Annotated in this window: 16 protein-coding genes; 10 read left to right on the forward strand and 6 right to left on the reverse strand. The window is 43.6% G+C overall.

All coding sequences use genetic code 11. The features are described 5' to 3' along the window. From A7325_RS13530 to fadB, 5 genes are all read right to left on the reverse strand, one after another. Nucleotides 1-254: helix-turn-helix domain-containing protein (locus A7325_RS13530; RefSeq protein WP_156508490.1), on the reverse strand; the 254-nt coding region annotated here is incomplete at its 3' end. Between the two features lie 197 nt (nucleotides 255-451). Continuing rightward, nucleotides 452-1,096, reverse strand: a complete 645-nt coding sequence (locus tag A7325_RS09980; RefSeq protein WP_068407758.1) for an HD domain-containing protein — start codon at nucleotides 1,094-1,096, stop codon at nucleotides 452-454. 239 nt (nucleotides 1,097-1,335) lie between these two features. After that, nucleotides 1,336-1,911 carry an isochorismatase family protein gene (locus A7325_RS09985; protein ID WP_068407760.1) on the reverse strand — a complete coding sequence of 192 codons (576 nt, stop codon included), beginning with the start codon at nucleotides 1,909-1,911 and terminating at the stop codon, nucleotides 1,336-1,338. Nucleotides 1,912-2,159: 248 nt separating this feature from the next. Next, the gene (gene fadA, locus A7325_RS09990) at nucleotides 2,160-3,332 is read right to left on the reverse strand and encodes an acetyl-CoA C-acyltransferase FadA (RefSeq protein WP_068407761.1); all 1,173 of its coding nucleotides are present in this window, start codon (nucleotides 3,330-3,332) and stop codon (nucleotides 2,160-2,162) included. A 144-nt stretch (nucleotides 3,333-3,476) separates the two neighbouring features. After that, entirely contained in the window at nucleotides 3,477-5,636 is a 2,160-nt protein-coding gene (gene fadB, locus A7325_RS09995; RefSeq protein ID WP_068407762.1) for a fatty acid oxidation complex subunit alpha FadB, read from the reverse strand. A gap of 702 nt (nucleotides 5,637-6,338) precedes the next feature. On the opposite strand from fadB, the gene A7325_RS10000 reads away from it, so the two are divergent. From A7325_RS10000 to A7325_RS10010, 3 genes are read left to right on the forward strand one after another with little or no spacing between them, the layout of a single operon-like run. Beyond that, nucleotides 6,339-7,475 (forward strand): polyprenyl synthetase family protein, encoded by a 1,137-nt coding sequence (locus A7325_RS10000; protein WP_413771798.1) that lies wholly within the window; start codon nucleotides 6,339-6,341, stop codon nucleotides 7,473-7,475. 40 nt (nucleotides 7,476-7,515) lie between these two features. Further along, nucleotides 7,516-8,334, forward strand: coding sequence for a DUF72 domain-containing protein (locus A7325_RS10005; protein ID WP_068407767.1), 819 nt, complete (start codon nucleotides 7,516-7,518; stop codon nucleotides 8,332-8,334). 34 nt (nucleotides 8,335-8,368) lie between these two features. Continuing rightward, nucleotides 8,369-9,391 carry a hypothetical protein gene (locus tag A7325_RS10010; RefSeq protein ID WP_068407770.1) on the forward strand — a complete coding sequence of 341 codons (1,023 nt, stop codon included), beginning with the start codon at nucleotides 8,369-8,371 and terminating at the stop codon, nucleotides 9,389-9,391. Between the two features lie 78 nt (nucleotides 9,392-9,469). On the opposite strand, the gene A7325_RS10015 is transcribed toward A7325_RS10010, so the two are convergent. Beyond that, a complete protein-coding gene (locus A7325_RS10015) occupies nucleotides 9,470-10,099 on the reverse strand; it encodes a superoxide dismutase (RefSeq protein WP_068407772.1) in 630 nt (209 codons plus the stop codon). Between the two features lie 452 nt (nucleotides 10,100-10,551). On the opposite strand from A7325_RS10015, the gene rdgB reads away from it, so the two are divergent. The 7 genes from rdgB to A7325_RS13535 all read left to right on the forward strand — a co-directional run. Beyond that, nucleotides 10,552-11,196 carry an RdgB/HAM1 family non-canonical purine NTP pyrophosphatase gene (gene rdgB / locus A7325_RS10020; RefSeq protein WP_376779306.1) on the forward strand — a complete coding sequence of 215 codons (645 nt, stop codon included), beginning with the start codon at nucleotides 10,552-10,554 and terminating at the stop codon, nucleotides 11,194-11,196. Between the two features lie 404 nt (nucleotides 11,197-11,600). After that, nucleotides 11,601-12,938 (forward strand): trigger factor, encoded by a 1,338-nt coding sequence (gene tig, locus A7325_RS10025; RefSeq protein ID WP_068407778.1) that lies wholly within the window; start codon nucleotides 11,601-11,603, stop codon nucleotides 12,936-12,938. A gap of 634 nt (nucleotides 12,939-13,572) precedes the next feature. After that, nucleotides 13,573-14,250 (forward strand): ATP-dependent Clp endopeptidase proteolytic subunit ClpP, encoded by a 678-nt coding sequence (gene clpP / locus A7325_RS10030; RefSeq protein WP_102076664.1) that lies wholly within the window; start codon nucleotides 13,573-13,575, stop codon nucleotides 14,248-14,250. A 165-nt stretch (nucleotides 14,251-14,415) separates the two neighbouring features. Then, nucleotides 14,416-15,690: an ATP-dependent protease ATP-binding subunit ClpX gene (gene clpX / locus A7325_RS10035; protein WP_068407781.1), complete on the forward strand. Its 1,275-nt coding sequence runs from the start codon at nucleotides 14,416-14,418 to the stop codon at nucleotides 15,688-15,690. A gap of 259 nt (nucleotides 15,691-15,949) precedes the next feature. Next, nucleotides 15,950-16,987 carry an SDR family NAD(P)-dependent oxidoreductase gene (locus tag A7325_RS10040; protein WP_082894372.1) on the forward strand — a complete coding sequence of 346 codons (1,038 nt, stop codon included), beginning with the start codon at nucleotides 15,950-15,952 and terminating at the stop codon, nucleotides 16,985-16,987. 441 nt (nucleotides 16,988-17,428) lie between these two features. Next, the gene (locus tag A7325_RS10045; RefSeq protein ID WP_068407785.1) at nucleotides 17,429-18,406 is read left to right on the forward strand and encodes a c-type cytochrome; all 978 of its coding nucleotides are present in this window, start codon (nucleotides 17,429-17,431) and stop codon (nucleotides 18,404-18,406) included. A 151-nt stretch (nucleotides 18,407-18,557) separates the two neighbouring features. Then, the coding region (locus A7325_RS13535; RefSeq protein ID WP_156508490.1) for a helix-turn-helix domain-containing protein at nucleotides 18,558-18,811 on the forward strand (254 nt) is incomplete at its 3' end.

Consider the following 18,811-nt stretch of genomic DNA (forward strand, 5'->3'; position numbering starts at 1 on the left):
GCTTCTGCCAATTTGCTGTGACGACCTCGACGATGACGATCGTAGAGACTTTCAAGTCCTCGTTCATAATATCGCTTCAATGTCCGTCTGGCAGTTTCAGGATGTATGCAGAGGTCTTTGGCAATATCGTTAGTGGCTTTGCCTATACTATATTGGTATAAGATGAGCAGGCGTAGTCGGGCTCTGGGATTGCGCTCAGTCTTTGAGTGTTTGCCAAAGTCATGGTCTTCTAGGTTATGTATTGGTATAGTCATAAGTGGATTATACTATATATCTTGGGTTTGGTATTAGTAGGCCAATAAAGACCAGTGATTTCGCGAATGTTATATAAGTACCAGCTCTTTTCATGTGACCGTCTCTTTGCGTGATTGTCCCCAATATAAAGGCTTTAGTGCAGGAAGATAATGGGTGATTTGTAAACAGCTGACAGGCAAAAAAACCTTTTAACCACTTATCTATCAATCAGCCAGCCTTGCTCGGTCGCATACTCAACCTGTTTCAATAGCCATTGATGAATACTCGGAAAGCTGTCTTTAATAAACCTTAGGACGCCAGTCACTTGCGAACGTGTCACCTCATGATCACTCCATGTTTTCCCGCCCGTATTTAAATTTAACAAAAATGGCAAAATTCGATCAACCACTCTCAGCAGCTCAGCCTCTTTGCTCCTGCCCGTTTCTTGCGCTTCCCAAATCTCACTTAAGTTTTTGATACCATTGCCACGCTCGGCTTGCAATCGAGCGATGCCCTCGCGCTCTCCAGCGTGAGCGTCAGCTCTACTATTGGCAAATAAAAATGTATCACCGGCATCAACTTCACCCAAGTCATGTATTAATGCCATTTTCAGCAATTTTTCATGATTAACATCAATCTCAAACTGTTCAGCAATTGACCAACAAGCCATCGCCAAATGCCAAGAGTGCTCGGCAGAATTCTCCAACCGATTTGTTTTCGTCACATAACTGCGCCGATTGACGCGTTTTAGCGCATCCAACTCTAATAAAAAATGCGTTACATCGTCAATATCAATATTTGCAGCAGTCGCAGGGTCGGTCGACGGTGTATGGTTGACACCATTAGAATAGGGTAACGTCATGATTCTCTCTAAATAACTGATAAATTTGAGCGCTGTCTTTTCACGCAAAGGCAGATATTATAGTAAATATTTAAGCACCGCGGCATTTATAGCCGTTATAAAAACCATAAACAATCTGCTTCGATATAATTTTTCGATAAAAAAATAGCGCCGATAGTATTGGCGCTATTTTATTTTTAAGAGTTATTAAGAAACTATTTTTAATAATTAAACTTGCTTAAGCATGAGGCTTAATTAGGCTACTTAATCAAATTGCTAATGGTTTTAAACGCTGGGTCTTTACTGCTGCGGCATAATTCAAACAGAATGGATTCTACCGTGCTAATCACACCACCAGCGCGGCGAATACGGCGAATCGCTTGCTTTTTATCATAAGGAAAGCGTGAGCCGACCGCATCACCAATGATAACGGGCTGCATGCCATTATCGAGTAAATCAAGCGCCGTTTGCATCACGCAGACATGCGCCTCTACCCCAAACAATAAAACGATACTACGATTTTGCTGGGCCAAATAATGCCACGAATCATCGTTATCGCAGGCGCTAAACGTCACTTTCTCAAAACTTTTGGCATTGTCACCTTCTAGTATATCGCGTATTTCAGGCAACGTATCGCCAAGTCCTTTTTTATACTGCTCATTGAGCATGATAGGAATATCGAGCGCTTGCAAACCCTTAATCAGAGTGACTGTTTTTTTAATGATACTTTCGTGGTCATAGATGTGTGGCGTCAAGCGTTCTTGGATATCGATAATCATCGCTTGGGTATTTTCGCGGGCGATACGATAAGTGCGATCGGTAATCATGGTAGACATAGTACACTCCTTGTACGACTGACCTTATTATTAAAGGCTATGTTAGATTTATCATGGGTGTTTTCGTTATTCTTCTTATTCCTATTTAGTCATAGTTTGCTAAGCGGGTCAATGAAGATAAATCTTATTAACAATTATGAACAGGATATTATAAAACCAGTTTTTAATTGACCAACGTAAAAACCCCTAGTTATCATGACTAGGGGTTTTTGTTAAAGATATAAAACTAAAAAGATTTATTAAAACGCTTAAACACGCTCAATCACAGTGGCGATACCTTGACCTAGGCCGATACACATAGTGGCAAGGCCAATCTCTGTATCCATTTGCTCCATGGCGTTTAGCAAAGTAACCGTGATCCGCGCGCCTGAACAGCCAAGCGGATGACCTAGGGCAATCGCGCCACCATTGACGTTGATGATGTCTTGCTTGTCGGTCAAGTTCAAGGCTTTCAGTACCGATAGTGCTTGAGCTGCAAACGCTTCGTTAAGCTCGATGGTTTGCATATCATCGATGCTCATGCCAGCGCGTTTTAGGGCTTTTTGGGTCGCAGGAACTGGACCATAACCCATGATAGCCGCATCACAACCAGCAACTGCCATACTACGAATACGCGCACGAGGTTTTAGACCCAAATCTTTGGCTTTTTGCGCGCTCATGACGAGCATCGCTGACGCACCGTCAGATAGAGCTGATGAAGTTGCTGCAGTGACTGTACCGCCTTTTGGATCAAAGGCTGGACGTAGCTTTTGCATTTGATCCATCGTCGCGTCTGGACGAATCACCTCATCGACAGTACATAGTTGCAAACGACCGGCGGCATCATGCCCTTCAATACCGATTATTTCATTGTCAAAACGACCTTCAGTGGTGGCAGCCCATGCACGGCGGTGCGACTCAAGACCAAAGGCATCTTGCTCTTCGCGAGTGATGTTGTTCATACGACCCAGCATTTCAGCAGTCAAGCCCATCATGTTTGAGGCTTTTGCATAATGTTTTGAAGCTTCAGGGTTTAAGTCAACGCCATGCATCATACCAACGTGACCCATATGCTCAACACCACCGATGATGAAAACCTCACCTTGGTTGGTCATAATTTGCGCAGCAGCTGTGTGTAGCGCCTGCATAGATGAGCCGCATAGACGGTTCACCGTTTGGCCGCCAGCAGTCTTTGGAATACCAGCTAGCAAGCCGATATTACGACCGATGTTTAAACCTTGCTCTAAAGTTTGGTTCACACAGCCCCAAATGATGTCTTCAACGTCGCGTGGGTCAAAGTCGTTACGCTCAACCAAGGCACGAACCAATTCAGCAGAAATGCTATCAGCGCGCACGTGGCGGAACATACCGTTTTTAGATTTACCCATTGCTGAGCGTACGCCATCTACGATGACCACGTCTTTTGGACTTAAAGTTGTCATACTATCTTCCTTTTCAATTTTTATTGTCAGTGGCAGTACCACAATGCTCGTCATATTTTATGTAAAAGATTATTCATAATAAATAAATCATCAACAACCTTATCGAGCGTGGGTACGGCACTTCATCCTAGTAATGACCGACCATTACGCGGTGGCGTAAAAAGTCTCGCCTGCGGCTGCCATATCGCGAATCTTTTGCGGCGCTTCATAGGCTTTGCCAAGGTGCGCGTATTTTTCGCATAGCGCCAAGTAGTTATCTAGACCCATTTGGTCGATATAACGGCAAGGGCCACCGCGGAATGGCGGGAAACCAACGCCCATAATCATCGCCATATCGGCTTCAGATGGCGTGCTGACGATGTTGTCTTCTAGGCAACGTACGGTTTCATTACAGAACGCGAGCATGGTGCGGTCGATGATGGTTTGATCATCAAAGGTTTGCTTGTCGCTATCTGTTGTCGCTTTTAATAGCTCATAAGTCGCTTCGTCAGCCACTTTCTTTGGCTTACCGCGCTTATCAGTCTCATATTTATAGAAACCAACACCGTTTTTCTGACCTAAACGATTGTTTTCATATAGATGCTCGATAGCACCTTTATAATCAGGCTTCATGCGATCAGGGAAACCTTCTGCCATCACTTCTGCGCCGTGTACGCCCGTATCTAAACCAACCACGTCGATTAGATAAGCAGGACCCATTGGCCAGCCGAATTTTTCCATGACTTTATCGACATGAGCAAAATCCGCACCTTGCTTAAGCAGCAAATCAAAGGCACCAAAGTATGGGAACAACACACGGTTTACTAAGAATCCTGGGCAGTCATTGACCACAACTGGCACTTTGCCCATTTTAGATGCTAATGCAACGGTGGTTGCAATCGCTTCTTCAGATGATTTCTTACCGCGGATAACTTCAACGAGTGGCATACGATGTACTGGGTTAAAGAAATGCATGCCAACGAAGTTTTCTGGACGCGCAAGTGCTTCAGCCAGATAAGTAATAGAAATCGTCGAGGTGTTTGACGCTAAGATACAATCGTCTTTTACCAGACCTTCAACTTCTTTGAGTACCGCACGCTTGACGTTTGGATTTTCTACCACGGCTTCGATAACGATGTCAGTCTCTGCAAAATCACCATAGTTTAAAGTCGGACGGATACGGCTTAGCGTTTCGCCCATTTTTGCTGGGGTCATCTTTTTGCGTTCGACCATTTTGCCAAGTAGCTTGCTGGCTTCGCCCATACCAAGGTCTAATTGCTCAGACTTGATATCTTTCATGATGATTGGCAAGCCTTTGCTGGCTGCCTGATAGGCGATACCGCCGCCCATGATACCGGCGCCAAGTACGGCCGCTTCAGTAATTTCATGTGCTTTTTTGCTGTGCTGCTTGGCAAGTTTTTTCACCAATTGATCGTTTAAGAATAGACCGACCAAGCTTTCTGCTTGTGGAGTTTTCGCCGCTTTGGCAAAACCAGCCGCTTCGACTTCGATTGCTTTATCACGTGGCAAATTAACGTGTTTTTCAATGGTTTCGATAGCGATTGCTGGCGCTGGGTACTGCTTAGGATTGGCTTTAGCAAAGATCATACCTTTGGCACTGTTAAACGCCATCGCTTGCTCAAGCTGGTTTAGCTTTACAGGATTCAGCTTTTCTTCACGCTTTGCTTGCCAATCAAGCTCACCTGAGATACATTTTTTGACTAGGTCAATGGCTGCATCTTGCAAATCATCTGCAGGAACGGTCGCATCCACTAGGCCAAGTTTTAACGCATCAAGTGGTTTTTTTGGCGTACCAGTGGCGATCAATTCAAGCGCATTGTCGATACCGATCACACGCGTACTACGCACCGTACCACCAAAGCCTGGGAAGATGCCCAATTGGGTTTCTGGTAGACCGATAATGGCTTTGTCGCTCATGACACGGTATTCACAAACCAAGGTCATCTCACAACCACCGCCAAGCGCGGCGCCATTGATGGCCGCTACTTTTGGAAATGGCAGGTCTTCAAAACGGTTGAAAGCGTCATTGATATTAACGACCCAATCTTTAATTTCGTTTTCTGGATTCTTAAATGAACCGACGAATTCTGTGATGTCCGCACCAGCGATAAACACGCCTTTGCTTGAGGTGACGATTAAGCCTTTAACGTCATCCGCTTTTTCTAGCGCTGTCACAACTTCAGCAAATTGCTTATTGGTTTCAGCATCAAACTTGTTCACGCTCTCATTTTCGGCGTTGTATTGCATGTTGGCGATGCCATCCTCTAGCATTGTCACCGTAATGCGATTTCCTTGGTATACCATTTGAAACTCCTTGCTATATAACGAAAGCTACGTTTTAAAATTAAAAGCTTTAAAATTAAAGGTCATAGTCAGTTATTGTTAGTAAAACGAGTAATAACACTGCCAACATACTGCTTTAAAAGTCAGTATATGAGCAGTGCAGATGTCTTTATTATCCAGCGCTCATGTTTGTATTCATTTTTTGTAACGCTATCAGGCAATAGCAAATATGAATACGGCGCTTCATTTATATACGTTTGTTACCGGTACTGATGTTATAAACACTGACTGAACATTGAGATGATGAGTCACTTAACTCAGGCTAAAAACCTATGTGCTAAGTGCCAGACCATTTTCACGCCAATTAGTGTAGGGGATTATGCCCCCGACTGTCACAAGCTAATACCATACTCGCAAGTCACTCTTAAGTCGACACCAACCCTTTACCTTGCGGCCAAGGTGCTTTAGGTGTCCGCCTGTATACTGAGATTTAAGATAGGAATTAGCCTTTATTATCAAAACACATCTAACTGCCAAGTTAAATCAATAATAGGTAACAAGGGTTTGTTGCATTATTACGCCTATTCAACGGGCTTTTTTACGCCAGTTTTTAACATTAAACCGCCAAAAATGCGTCATTGATAATACTCGTAGCATAAGGAATATAATCTATCATGCTACACTAGCGCTATTTTTATTATTCACCTGATTAATGGTTGGATTATGACTGTTTCCCCTGCTTCTACTTCTATGCCAAGCCCTATGTCTTCAACAACGGCTTCAAACACTGTTTCAACAACGGTGCCTTTTGCGAGCTTTAATAATAATACTGAACAATTTCATCGCGCCGTGCGCACGCAACTGGCGCAAGATATCGAGATGCTGTTTGCTTACGCTGAGCTGCCAAGTCCGCTGCTTGATGCCTGCCGTTATGTGATGACCGGTCAGGGTAAATTGGTACGGCCGTTATTGGTCGCCAGCGCCTTTGACAGTGTCCATCAAAGCAATGCGAATGACAATGTTAATAGGGCTGATGAATATGTCGATAAAAGCACTGATAAAGAAGCTAAGCAAATTCAGCAAAATAGCGATTTAGAATCACTACTAGAAAACGACTCCGATTACGATATGGCGCGCCGTGCAGCATTGGCGGTAGAGCTGTTGCATACTTATTCACTGGTGCATGATGACCTGCCTTGTATGGACGATGATGAGCTGCGCCGTGGTCAGCCAACTGCCCATATCGTCTTTGCAGAATCGACCGCCCTGCTCGCCGGTGACGTGCTACAGACGCTCGCCTTTGAGGTACTGACCGCAGAGCTGCCAACTTTTGCGCCGTATGACTCTGCTATCGCAAGCCAGCTTATCGCGATATTTGCGCCGCGCGCCAGACGCATGGTTTCTGGGCAAATGCTCGACCTCAATGCCGAAGCCAGCACTGGCATTTCACAAGATGATTTAGAAGCCATCCACCGTGATAAAACCGGTGCATTGATTGAAGCGGCGATGCTCATGGGCGGTATCTGTGCAGGTGCGACGGCGCCGCAGCGTATTGCCCTACAAGAGTGCGCGCAGCATATTGGTCTGGCTTTTCAAGTCCAAGACGATATCTTAGATGTGACCACCAGCACCGATACCCTTGGCAAACCTGCTGGCAGTGATGAAAAGTTAGACAAATCTACCTATGTGAAACTGATGGGCGTCGAGCAAGCGACCCGCTATGCGCAATCGCTATTTAATGACGGCCGTGCAGCCATTATCCGCGAGTTAAGCAGCCGTGAGCTGAGTGGTAAAAAAGACAGTGCAGACACTAACGCCTTATTGGCATTAATCGAATGGCTATGGTCACGTAAAAAATAAGCTCAGCAATAAACATTAAAAACGATAAAGAGTGGTCAACATGGATAGTACCCCTACTCAGCGTATCTACCTCGGCACTGGCGGCTATAGCGATACCGATCTGCTTGGTACGCTGTACCCAACCGGCACCAAAAAAACTGACTTCTTACGCGAATACGCCAAGCAATATGGCGCGGTTGAGATTAACAGTACCTTCTATGCGCCCATCGGGCAAAAAGCCTTTGCTGGTATGGTTGATAAAGCCTACGTACAAGCGGATAGTGAGTTGAAGTTCGCAGTCAAACTGCATCAAGACTTTACCCATGCGCGTAAAGGCACAAGCGAGCATGCGCAAGCTTTTATCACTGCGCTCACGCCCCTTATCGAAGCGGATGCGCTTGCACCATTACTGCTGCAATTTCCGCACGGCTTTGATCGCACCCGTGAGCATCGGCTTTATCTTGCCAATTTGGTCAGTTGGTTTAAAGACTATCCGCTAGCGATTGAGTTTCGACATAATGGCTGGCATACGCCGCAAGTGGTCGATAGCTTTGTCGAGCAAGGTTTGATTTGGTGTAGCGTCGATTATCCCAAGGTCAGCGGCCTACCGCCGTCACGACTGATATTTACCGAGCGCACTGGCTATCTGCGCATGCATGGTAATAATACGGGCTGGTGGGATGCGATGAGCGCTAGCGATCGGCATGATTATCGCTATACCGAAGCTGAAATGCAGGACTGGGCACAAGCGATTGCCAATCAGCGTCAGCATTTTGATACGCTGTATATCTTCTTTCAAAACACCGTCAATGCGCATGCGTATTATAATATTGCGATGTTAAGGGAAGCGTTGAGTAAGTTTGGGTTTGAGGTGCTTTAATAGAAAAATCATTGCTGCTTGGAGTAAGCAAATCATGCAACCATCAATAGAAATGACTGATAAATTTATCTTAGCAATTAATAATGTTTTAAAGTCAAAAGGTGACATGACACCTATGATTGAAGTTACTTCACAGCTGAAGCTAGTTAATTTAGATTACTGGGAACGCCTCATACGTGAGGAAGTAGCAAAATACTTAGTATCACAACCAAAGTGGGAAAGCTTGTCAAAAGCTATCAAATCACTATTTATTGAGCAAGCATCTTGGCTAGGACTGGTCAGTTGGGACGGCTACGAACGCGAAAAAAGTCTAAAATTATTGTCAGAGAGCGCCCCTAATGCTTTTTTTCTTATATTAATTGCTCGCAGATTAAATGATTGGGTTCCAGAAGTTCGTGTGGCTGCCAAAGAAGCTTTTATCTTAGTCAGCCGCAAAACTGACTCTAAAATTATTGCAGAAGCTTTGATAACCATTTTATCAAATTGGAATTCATGGGGTCGTATAGGACAAGAAAATAGAAATGTCATTTTAAATACTGCTTTAAGAAAAGATGTCACTTTATCATTGAAAAATAATTTAATCACATTTGCGTCAGGAGCCATTCCTAGTTTATTGTCCCAACTTGGTCAGCTGCCTATTTTTGATGATTACCTCAATGAAATTGCTCATAATGCCATCCAGCCTTACGTAAGAGCTAAAGCGTTTCGTAGTTTGTTTGAAGCCCGAATGACATGGATTAGTGGTTATGAATGGAAGTGGATTGATAAAGCTTATGGCAGAAGAAAATTAATACCTGTTATTGCTGAACGAAAAATTGATGTGCATATATCTCTAATCGAATTGCTTAATAGATCAGCGTTTGACCGATCTTCAATTGTTCGCAGCGTATCAGCAGAATTTCTTATTATAAATCTTGACCGCCTAAAACAAGATGAAGTTAAATTCTTTGCAGAGAAGTTTGCTTTGGATAAATCCAATGCAGTATTAGAACGAGGTCAATTTGTAATTAAGAAATTAAATGAAAAATTTTACCAAAGTCCGACTAAGTTTTTATAGGAGCAAAACCAAAAAAAGGACGCCTCTCAGCGTCCTTTTCCTACTTATAAAGTAAATCAAATACTTAGTGGTTAAAGATTACTCTTCAACACCAGCATCTTGACCTTTATATTTTGCGTTTGCGTAGTCCCAGTTCACTAGCTTGTCTAGGAAGGTATCCACATAGTCAGGACGACGGTTACGATAATCGATGTAGTAAGCATGTTCCCATACGTCACAAGTCAATACAGCGACTTGGTCATGCGCCAATGGGTTATCAGCATTACCAGTTTTAGCGATTGATAGTTTACCACCAACTTTATCAGCCACTAGCCAAGCCCAACCAGAACCAAACTGTGAAGTTGCTGCGTTTTTGAACTCTTCACGGAATTTGTCATAGCTACCAAAATCTTCTTCGATTTTCGCTTTCAAATCACCAGTAGGTTCGCCGCCACCATTGTCAGGCGTCATACAGTTCCAATAGAACGTATGGTTCCATACTTGCGCTGCTTGGTTAAACATGGTTTTTTTGCTGTCATCTTTCGCAGTCGCTTTGATGATTTCTGGTAATGTTTTGTCTTCTAGACCAGAACCCGGTAGCAATTCATTTAGCTTGTTTACATAAGCGGCATGATGCTTGTCATGATGGTACTCTAGCGTCTCAGCACTGATATGTGGCTCGAGCGCATCTTTTGCATAAGGTAAGTCTGGTAAAGTAATATTTGACATAATTATTTTATCCTTGCTGGTTTAGCCATTAGTATTAGGTATAGCTTAAATCAACGCTATAAATTATCGGACTAAATTGGCTTAGTTTATTGTTAGTGAAAGTCATTACTCAATATGCTAAGCATATTGCGGTAAACCTAAAAGGCTTGCATGCTAAAATTATCTTAAGCGCGCATCACTTAGTAATTAATGTACTTATAAATATACAATGGGCAAAAACCATGATGAATATTTATAAGAATTATTAATTAAAAGTTCACAAGCTATAAGATATAATTCACTGTAGCTTATCGCCTATTATAGCAAGAGTGGTGACAAATATCAGTTACCAAATGTTATGAATCAACGATTCGTTATGCTAATTGGTAATTTAGCTCATGCTAGCCTAGAATATAGCAGTATTAGTGAATCAATGACGGACAAAAAATATGACCCAAGCCAGCAGCGCAAACCTGACTCTACAAGAGCATTTAACGCAAACAAAGCTCGCCAATCAATGGGTGCTTGCCAGTAATAATAAAGGCAAACTTGCGGAGTTTAAACGCTTATTTGCAGCGGCAGATTTGGCTGTGACGATTGTCCCGCAAGGTCAGCTTAATATCGAAGACGCGATTGAGGACGGTTTGAGCTTCGTTGAGAACGCTATTATCAAAGCGCGGCATGCCAGCCGCGCAAGTGGCCTACCGACGATTGCGGATGATTCAGGACTTTGTGTGCCCGTATTGGGCAACGCGCCCGGTATCTATTCTGCCCGCTATGCTGGCGAGCATGGCAATGACGCCAAAAACAACGCCAAGCTTATCGCTGACTTGCAGCCTATTCGTGCAGCCAAGCCAGATACCCCTATTAAAGGCGTGTTTGTGTGTATGCTCGCTATGGTACGTCATGCCGATGACCCGCTACCGATTATCGCTCAAGGTTTATGGCACGGCGAGATTTTAGACGCGCCGCATGGTGATGGCGGTTTTGGTTACGATCCGCTGTTTTGGTTGCCAGAGTTGCAAGCGACGGCGGCAAGTCTCAGCGCTGCGGACAAAAACAGCATCAGTCATCGTGGTCAGGCCATTGAGCAGTTATTGGCGCAATTGCCGTTATAAGCGTATTCGATAATAAAGCGTATTTGATGATAATAAGCGGGCAGATTACGGCAAAGCTAAGCTTATAAATCACTGACGGGGCAATTAAACAGATAATTTTTACTTTGATAAACAGATAGATTATACTGTTCTACTTTTAAAATTTTGTTGAAAGCCGTTATTTGTCTGTATAATTGCGCAAAAAGCGTTATTATGCGGGCGATTAGCAGTTAATATTGATATCTGAGAGCGTTTATTTAGAATAAAGCGTTTCATATTTTTGTGCCGTCAGCGATTGCTACGCTCACAGATTGCGAAATCGCGCGCTAGCAATATCCCCTATTTATTCCAACGGCAACCAGTAGCACACGCGTATTTTGCAGCCTGGTTGTCTATTTCTATTTAATCCTAAAGGTGTAACGAATATGGCTACAGATTTACAAGTCACAACCAACAAGCTGTCTAACAAAGAAACTCAGCTAACGGTTAAAGTACCCGTTGAAAAAATTCAAAACAAAGTTGAAGGCCGCATCAGTCAAGTGGCGAAAACCGCCAAGATTGACGGTTTCCGTAAAGGTAAAGTACCGATGTCGCATATCCGTTCACAGTACGGTGCTGGCATTCAGCAAGAAGTCATCAACGATGTGATCCGTGATACTGTATTTGAAGCGATCAAATCTGAAGACATCCGTGCTGTTGGTATGCCAAACATCGACGACGTAAAACTTGAAGACGACTTCTTGGTTTATCAAGCGACTGTTGAAATCTTCCCAGAAATCGACGTCCAAGGTATCGATGAAATCGAAGTTGAGCGCCACACTGCAACCGTCAGCGACGAAGACGTTGACACCATGATCGAAAACCTACAAAAGCAGCGTCAAGAGTTCGTTGAGAAAAAAGGTAAAGCGGCCAAAGACAACCAAGTGACCTTTGACTTTGAAGGTTCAATCGACGGCGAAAAATTCGAAGGCGGCTCTGCTGAAGACTTCAAACTGGTTATCGGTAGCAATCAGATGATTCCAGGCTTTGAAGATGGCATCAAAGGCATGAAAGCGGGCGAAGAAAAAGTCATCGACGTCACCTTCCCAGAAGATTACCAAGCTGAAAACTTGGCTGGTAAAGAAGCACAATTTAAAATCAGCGTAAAATTGGTTGAAAAATCAAAACTTCCTGAAATCGACGACGAGTTCTTAGAGCTATTCGGCGTGAAAGAAGGCGGCGTTGAGAAATTAAAAGAAGACGTGCGTAAAAACATGGAACGCGAAATCAAAAATGCCGCGCGTAGCCAAGTAAAACAAGCGACCTTTGACGCACTATTAGAAAAGAACGAGTTTGACGTACCAAACGCTATGCTAGAGCAAGAAATCGATCGTCAACGCAACATGATGATGCAACGTTTTTCTCAGCAGTTCGGCGCCAACGCTGATAGCTTCGATAAAGACATGCTGCCAAATGAGCTGTTTGAAGAGCAAGCGCTACGTGCTGCCCGTCTTGGCATCATCGTTGCTCGTATTATCGACACCAAAGGCTTAGAAGTCGACCAAGAACGTGTTGAAAGCTTTATCAAAGAAGCCGCTGAAAACTACGAAGACCCAGCGGAAGTCATCGAGTACTACACCAATGACAAGCAGCAACGCGCTAACATTGAGTCAGTAGTGCTAGAAGACCAAGTGGTTGATTATTTAATCGAGCAAGGCCAAGTAACGGACAAAGAAGTGAGCTATCAAGACCTATTAGCCGCTCAGCAGCAACAAGCCATGTAATCATGTGATCTAGCGCTTTGCCAGTCAGTACTAACTGGTTTAATACCTAGAATAATCAAAAATGCCCTGACACCTTTGTTAGGGCATTTTTATTGCCCGTTTATAAACTACTGTCTTAATATAGTGAGTGAAAAGTACTATTGATACATCACACACTGCTGATATCAATTTTTCTTGCTTGCTGTGCCTGCGCAGACAGAGGCTAAAAAAAATTGATATCAGCAATACCGTAGCGTGTTTAGGATATTTTGAATATAGCATTTTTTATAAACAGATTATTCATGCTGCCCTTGATAAGTGCGCACAGACGCCTTATTAATAGGGAGTCGTTTATCATTTGTCACATTAAAGCGTTATTATTGCTGTGATAAAAAAGTTACCATTGGCTCACTTATTTCTAGCGGCGACCAATATTTATTAGCCACTATTTTAGCAGGCAGAGCCAATCTGCTTGATTGAGTATATTTTGGCGCAGGATTAATTTAATAAAATAAAATGTATGCGTGAATAGGTTTTATTTTCTAGTAGGTTTTATTACCAAGCGATAATGTTTACAATGATAATCATCAATAACAATGTAGCCAACAGCTAGCTTCTATTTTTTATTTTATGGACTTATAAACAGGACATCTTTATGACAGATTATGATCGCATCATTGCTAACCCGCATTTTGATATGTTGATGAGTGCGCATGACAATGTACAAAGCACGACTCAAGCCGCATTGGTTCCAATGGTGGTTGAGCAATCAGCGCGCGGTGAACGCTCGTTTGATATTTTCTCACGCCTATTACGTGAGCGCGTTATCTTTTTGACCGGTCAAGTTGAAGACCACATGGCCAATCTTATCGTGGCGCAGCTATTGTTTTTAGAAGCCGAAAACCCTGATAAAGACATTCATTTATATATCAACTCGCCCGGCGGCTCAGTCAGTGCAGGTTTGGCTATTTTTGATACCATGAACTTTATCAAACCTGAAGTCTCAACCATTTGTATGGGCGGCGCGTATAGCATGGGTTCGTTCTTACTGGCAGCGGGTGAAAAAGGCAAACGTTATGCTCTAGCCAACTCGCGCGTAATGATTCATCAGCCATCAGGCGGCGCGCAAGGTCAAGCAACCGATATCGAAATTAATGCGCGTGAAATTCTAAAAACCCGTGCTCGTTTGAACGAGATTTTGGCTGAGCGTACCGGTCAACCGGTAGAGAAAATCGAAAAAGACGTTGAGCGTGACTATTGGCTAGATGCTAAAGAGGCCAAAGAATACGGCTTGGTTGACGAAGTATTAGAGCGCCGTCCTGATTCTTTATAAGCTTTAATTTCTTTATAAGCTCTGATAATAGACGTTTAAAGGATTTTAAAACATCAGTGGCCTAAATGCGCTACGGTAGAAGAAATATATCAACTGCCCTACGCTTTGGCGCTGATGTCCATAATCAAAACATTGATAAGCATTAAATTTTAGGAGTGCCTGTATATGGCAGAAGATAACACCCCGCATTGTTCGTTTTGCGGCAAAGAAAAAAGTGAAGTAAAGCAGCTGATTGCCGCTGACGACGCCAATATCTGTAATGAATGTATCGAGCTATGTACGGACCTGATTGCTGATAGCGCCGAAGATGGCGACGACGACAGTGACATTGATACCTCTTGGGTCAATAAAAAACTGCCAACGCCAAAAGAGCTACGTGCCAAGCTTGATGAATATGTCATCGGCCAAGATGCGGCGAAAAAAGCCTTAGCGGTCGCAGTTTATAACCATTATAAACGCCTAAAAGTCAGCCAAACGTTGGCTAGAGATAGCAAAAAAGCCAAAATCGGCGCTGATGACGCCATGGTTGAGTTGGCAAAAAGTAATATCTTGCTGATTGGCCCAACGGGTTCTGGTAAAACCTTGCTTGCGCAAACACTCGCACGCTTACTTGATGTGCCGTTTGCGATGGCAGATGCGACGACGTTAACGGAAGCCGGTTATGTCGGTGAAGATGTTGAAAACATCGTGCAAAAGCTCTTGCAAGCCTCCGACTATGATGTTAGCAAAGCTGAGCAAGGCATCATATATATTGATGAGATTGATAAAATCAGTAAAAAAGGCGACAACCCTTCTATCACTCGCGACGTGTCGGGCGAAGGCGTACAGCAAGCGTTGCTGAAACTTATCGAAGGCACGGTTGCCGCTATCCCGCCACATGGTGGTCGTAAGCATCCACAGCAAGAGCTGATCCAAGTCGATACCAGCAATATCTTGATTATCGTTGGCGGTGCGTTTGCCGGTCTTGATAAAGTCATTCAGCAGCGTACGGAAAAAGGCGGTATTGGTTTTAACGCCGATGTCAGCTCCAAAGATGACAGCCGCCGCAGCTCAGATTTATTGCAGCAAGTCGAGCCAGAAGATTTAATCAAATTTGGTCTCATTCCTGAATTGATTGGTCGTCTGCCTGTATTGGCTGCGCTTCAAGAGCTTGATGAAGAAGCTTTGGTACAGATTTTGACAGAACCGAAAAACGCCTTGGTAAAACAGTATAAATATCTGTTTGAAATGGAAGGCGCTGAGATTGAGTTTACCAAAGAAGCGCTTGATGCGATTGCCAAAAAAGCCATGGAACGTAAAACCGGTGCGCGTGGTCTGCGCTCTATCGTCGAAAACGCTCTGCTTGAAACCATGTATGAGCTACCATCGATGAAAAATGCCAAAACAGTATTGGTTGATGAGCAAGTGATTAACGAAGGCAAAACCCCTAAAATTGCATAAGTGATGATTGGGTAAAAGCACTTCATATGCTTGACGGGCTATATGCTTAACAGGCTATTGATTTAAAAAGCGTCTGATAGTTATTCAGGCGCTTTTTTGTGTCTGTGCTTTATCATCATAAGCGGGCTAAAAATGACAGCTGCGTTTATCAATCGATAGCAGCCAAAAGAAGAAATCATGCTAAGGTAAAGCGACTTTGATACGTTATCCTTATCGACGACCACACTTTTCAAATCAATGATACAAAGGACTGTTTATCATGCTTAATCACGTTTCTAGCAATGTCTCTGCAGTAGCAAACTCTCTACGCCAACATCTGCCTTTTTCCTCGCAGCAAGACCACGATATTACCCCTTACTATGCCAATCATGTTGCCGCTATCACCGGTGCAGGTTCTGGTATGGGACGCGAGCTTGCCCTGCATTTGGCAAAAATGGGCTGCCATCTGGCGTTATCGGATATCAATCCTGAACAATTGGCGCAGACCAAGGAGCTACTGGTCGGCTATGATGTCAAAGTTACCACCACCGTACTCGACGTCTCGGACAATAAAGCCGTCGAAGCGTGGGCGGATAGCGTGATGGCGGAACATGGTAAAGTGAATTTTATCTTTAATAATGCAGGCGTGGCGCTCTACTCTTCCGTTGAAGGCAGCAGCATTGGCGAGCTTGAATGGGTGATGGATATCAATTTTTGGGGCGTGGTTTATGGCACCAAGGCGTTTTTACCCCTGATTAAAAATAGCGTCAAAGAAAGCGAAATTAATACTGGTAAAAAAGATAACAAGGCGCGCCATTTTAACGAGCATGGTCATATCATTAATATCTCAAGCCTGTTTGGTTTGACCGCGCAGCCGTCACAATCGGCTTATAACGCCAGTAAATTTGCGGTACGCGGCTTTACCGAAAGCCTGCGCCAAGAGCTAGACATTCAGCGCTGCGGCGTGTCGGCAACTTGTGTGCATCCCGGCGGTATTAAGACCAATATTGCCAATAGCGCACGCGGTAACGACAGTATCAGCGACCTCGGTATGCGTAGCGGTAGCAAAGCCATTCGTAGCTTTAATAAATTTTTAAAATTCGATGCCAGCGCAGCGGCTTGGATTATCTTACAAGCCGCCGCCACCAACCAGCCACGCTGTTTGATTGGCAACGATGCCAAAATGATGGATGCCGTCCAGCGCGTATTCCCGTCTCGTTATGGTCAGGTACTCAATGATATCAACAAATTATCGCGTAAATTAAAAGGCAAAAAGCGCGCGAAAAGTGCCAACCGTAAAGCGGTAACTACTCATTAATATAGCGGCAAATACACGACGATAAGTTAAACTATTAAACAAACATCCTTAGCAAAAAGCGCATGAATACTTCGCTATTCACGCGCTTTTTAGTAGAAAACAACATATAGTCAAAATATCCTAAAAACGCGACGGTATTGCTGATATATCGATATTACTTCCCACTCACTATAGATACTGTGGTTTGCGCTTCAGCTTTCTTTAACTTGGTTTGTCACGTTATGTTTTATTTTCAATTTAAAATCACTTTACGTATTTGTATTTGATACCATCATGTTACTGATTGATTACCCCGTAGTTTTTGATGAACAAAGTGGAGCGTATACGCAAAGTCATGCTGTCGTTTTTATCTAAACCACAGCATAAGTTCTGCCATCATTGCTTCTAAATTGACACATCGATAGATTTTTATATATTATATTTTAAGATAATGACATTCCAATGAGAAAGTTTTTACGCACTAAGTCTTCTATTTTAGTAGCGTCTATCTTTGCTCTTGGTGCAACTGTTATCACAGGTTGTGATAATAGTAGTGAAACTAAGGCAGTTGATCGCGTTGAAGAGGCAGCAGCCCTAGCACGCGTAAAGGATCTTGAGGCACGTGCAGACACCTTAAAAGGTAACATGCCTGCTGCCAATGATATAACTGCAGGCAGCGCTGATGCTGCAAGCGGTAAACCGTCCATTAAGATGCCAGACGAATCGACCATTCCAGATGATGAGTATGGCGCTGCCGTACGCCGCGGTCTACAGCTTGCCAACCATACTTATAAAGAGCTGCCGAATAACGTTGGTAACCAGCTTAACTGTACCAGCTGTCACCTAGGCAATGGCTCAGAAGCGTATGCTGCACCTTGGAACAATATGCCAAGTATTTACCCGATTTATCGCTCACGCGCAGGTCGCGTCAATACCATTCAAGAGCGTATTAACGGTTGTTTTGAGCGTTCGATGAATGGTAAAGCACTCGATCTTGATTCAGATGATATGAATGCGATGGTGTCTTATATGAGCTGGTTGTCGCAAGATATGCCATTTGGGGTATCACCTGAAGGTCGCGGTTTTGTAAAAGTGAATAAAGAGTTAGAGCCAAACCCTGAAACCGGCAAAAAGCTGTTTGCAGAAAAATGCAGCTTTTGCCACGGTGCTGATGGCGAAGGTCAATACAATGATGATGGTACTTACCTTTACCCAGCAGTCGCAGGCGACAAGTCTTTTAATGATGGCGCAGGCATGGCGCGTACATATACCGCCGCGGCCTTTATTAAAGGTAAAATGCCGTTCGGTCAGGGCAATACACTAAGCGATCAAGAAGCGGTCGATATTGCCGCCTACTTTACCCATTTGCCGCGCCCTGTCAAAGCCAATAAAGACAAAGATTGGCCAAATGGCGATGCACCAAAAGATGTGCGTCGTTAATTGAAAAACTTATGAGTTAGACCATAAAAAAGCCCAGTTATTGAATAGCTGGGCTTTTTTATCATAGATAGTTAAGACAAATAGTTAGGAAAATTGGCGTGCTTTAGCTTTAGCCTTATACCAAACCCAAGATATATAGTATAATCCACTTATGACTATACCAATACATAACCTAGAAGACCATGACTTTGGCAAACACTCAAAGACTGAGCGCAATCCCAGAGCCCGACTACGCCTGCTCATCTTATACCAATATAGTATAGGCAAAGCCACTAATGATATTGCCAAAGACCTCTGCATACATCCTGAAACTGCCAGACGGACATTGAAGCGATATTATGAACGAGGACTTGAAAGTCTCTACGATCGTCATCGTCGAGGTCGTCACAGCAAATTGGCAGAAGC

Origin of the sequence: Psychrobacter sp. SHUES1, assembly GCF_001652315.1 — a bacterium.
Taxonomy (GTDB): Bacteria; Pseudomonadota; Gammaproteobacteria; order Pseudomonadales; family Moraxellaceae; genus Psychrobacter; species Psychrobacter faecalis.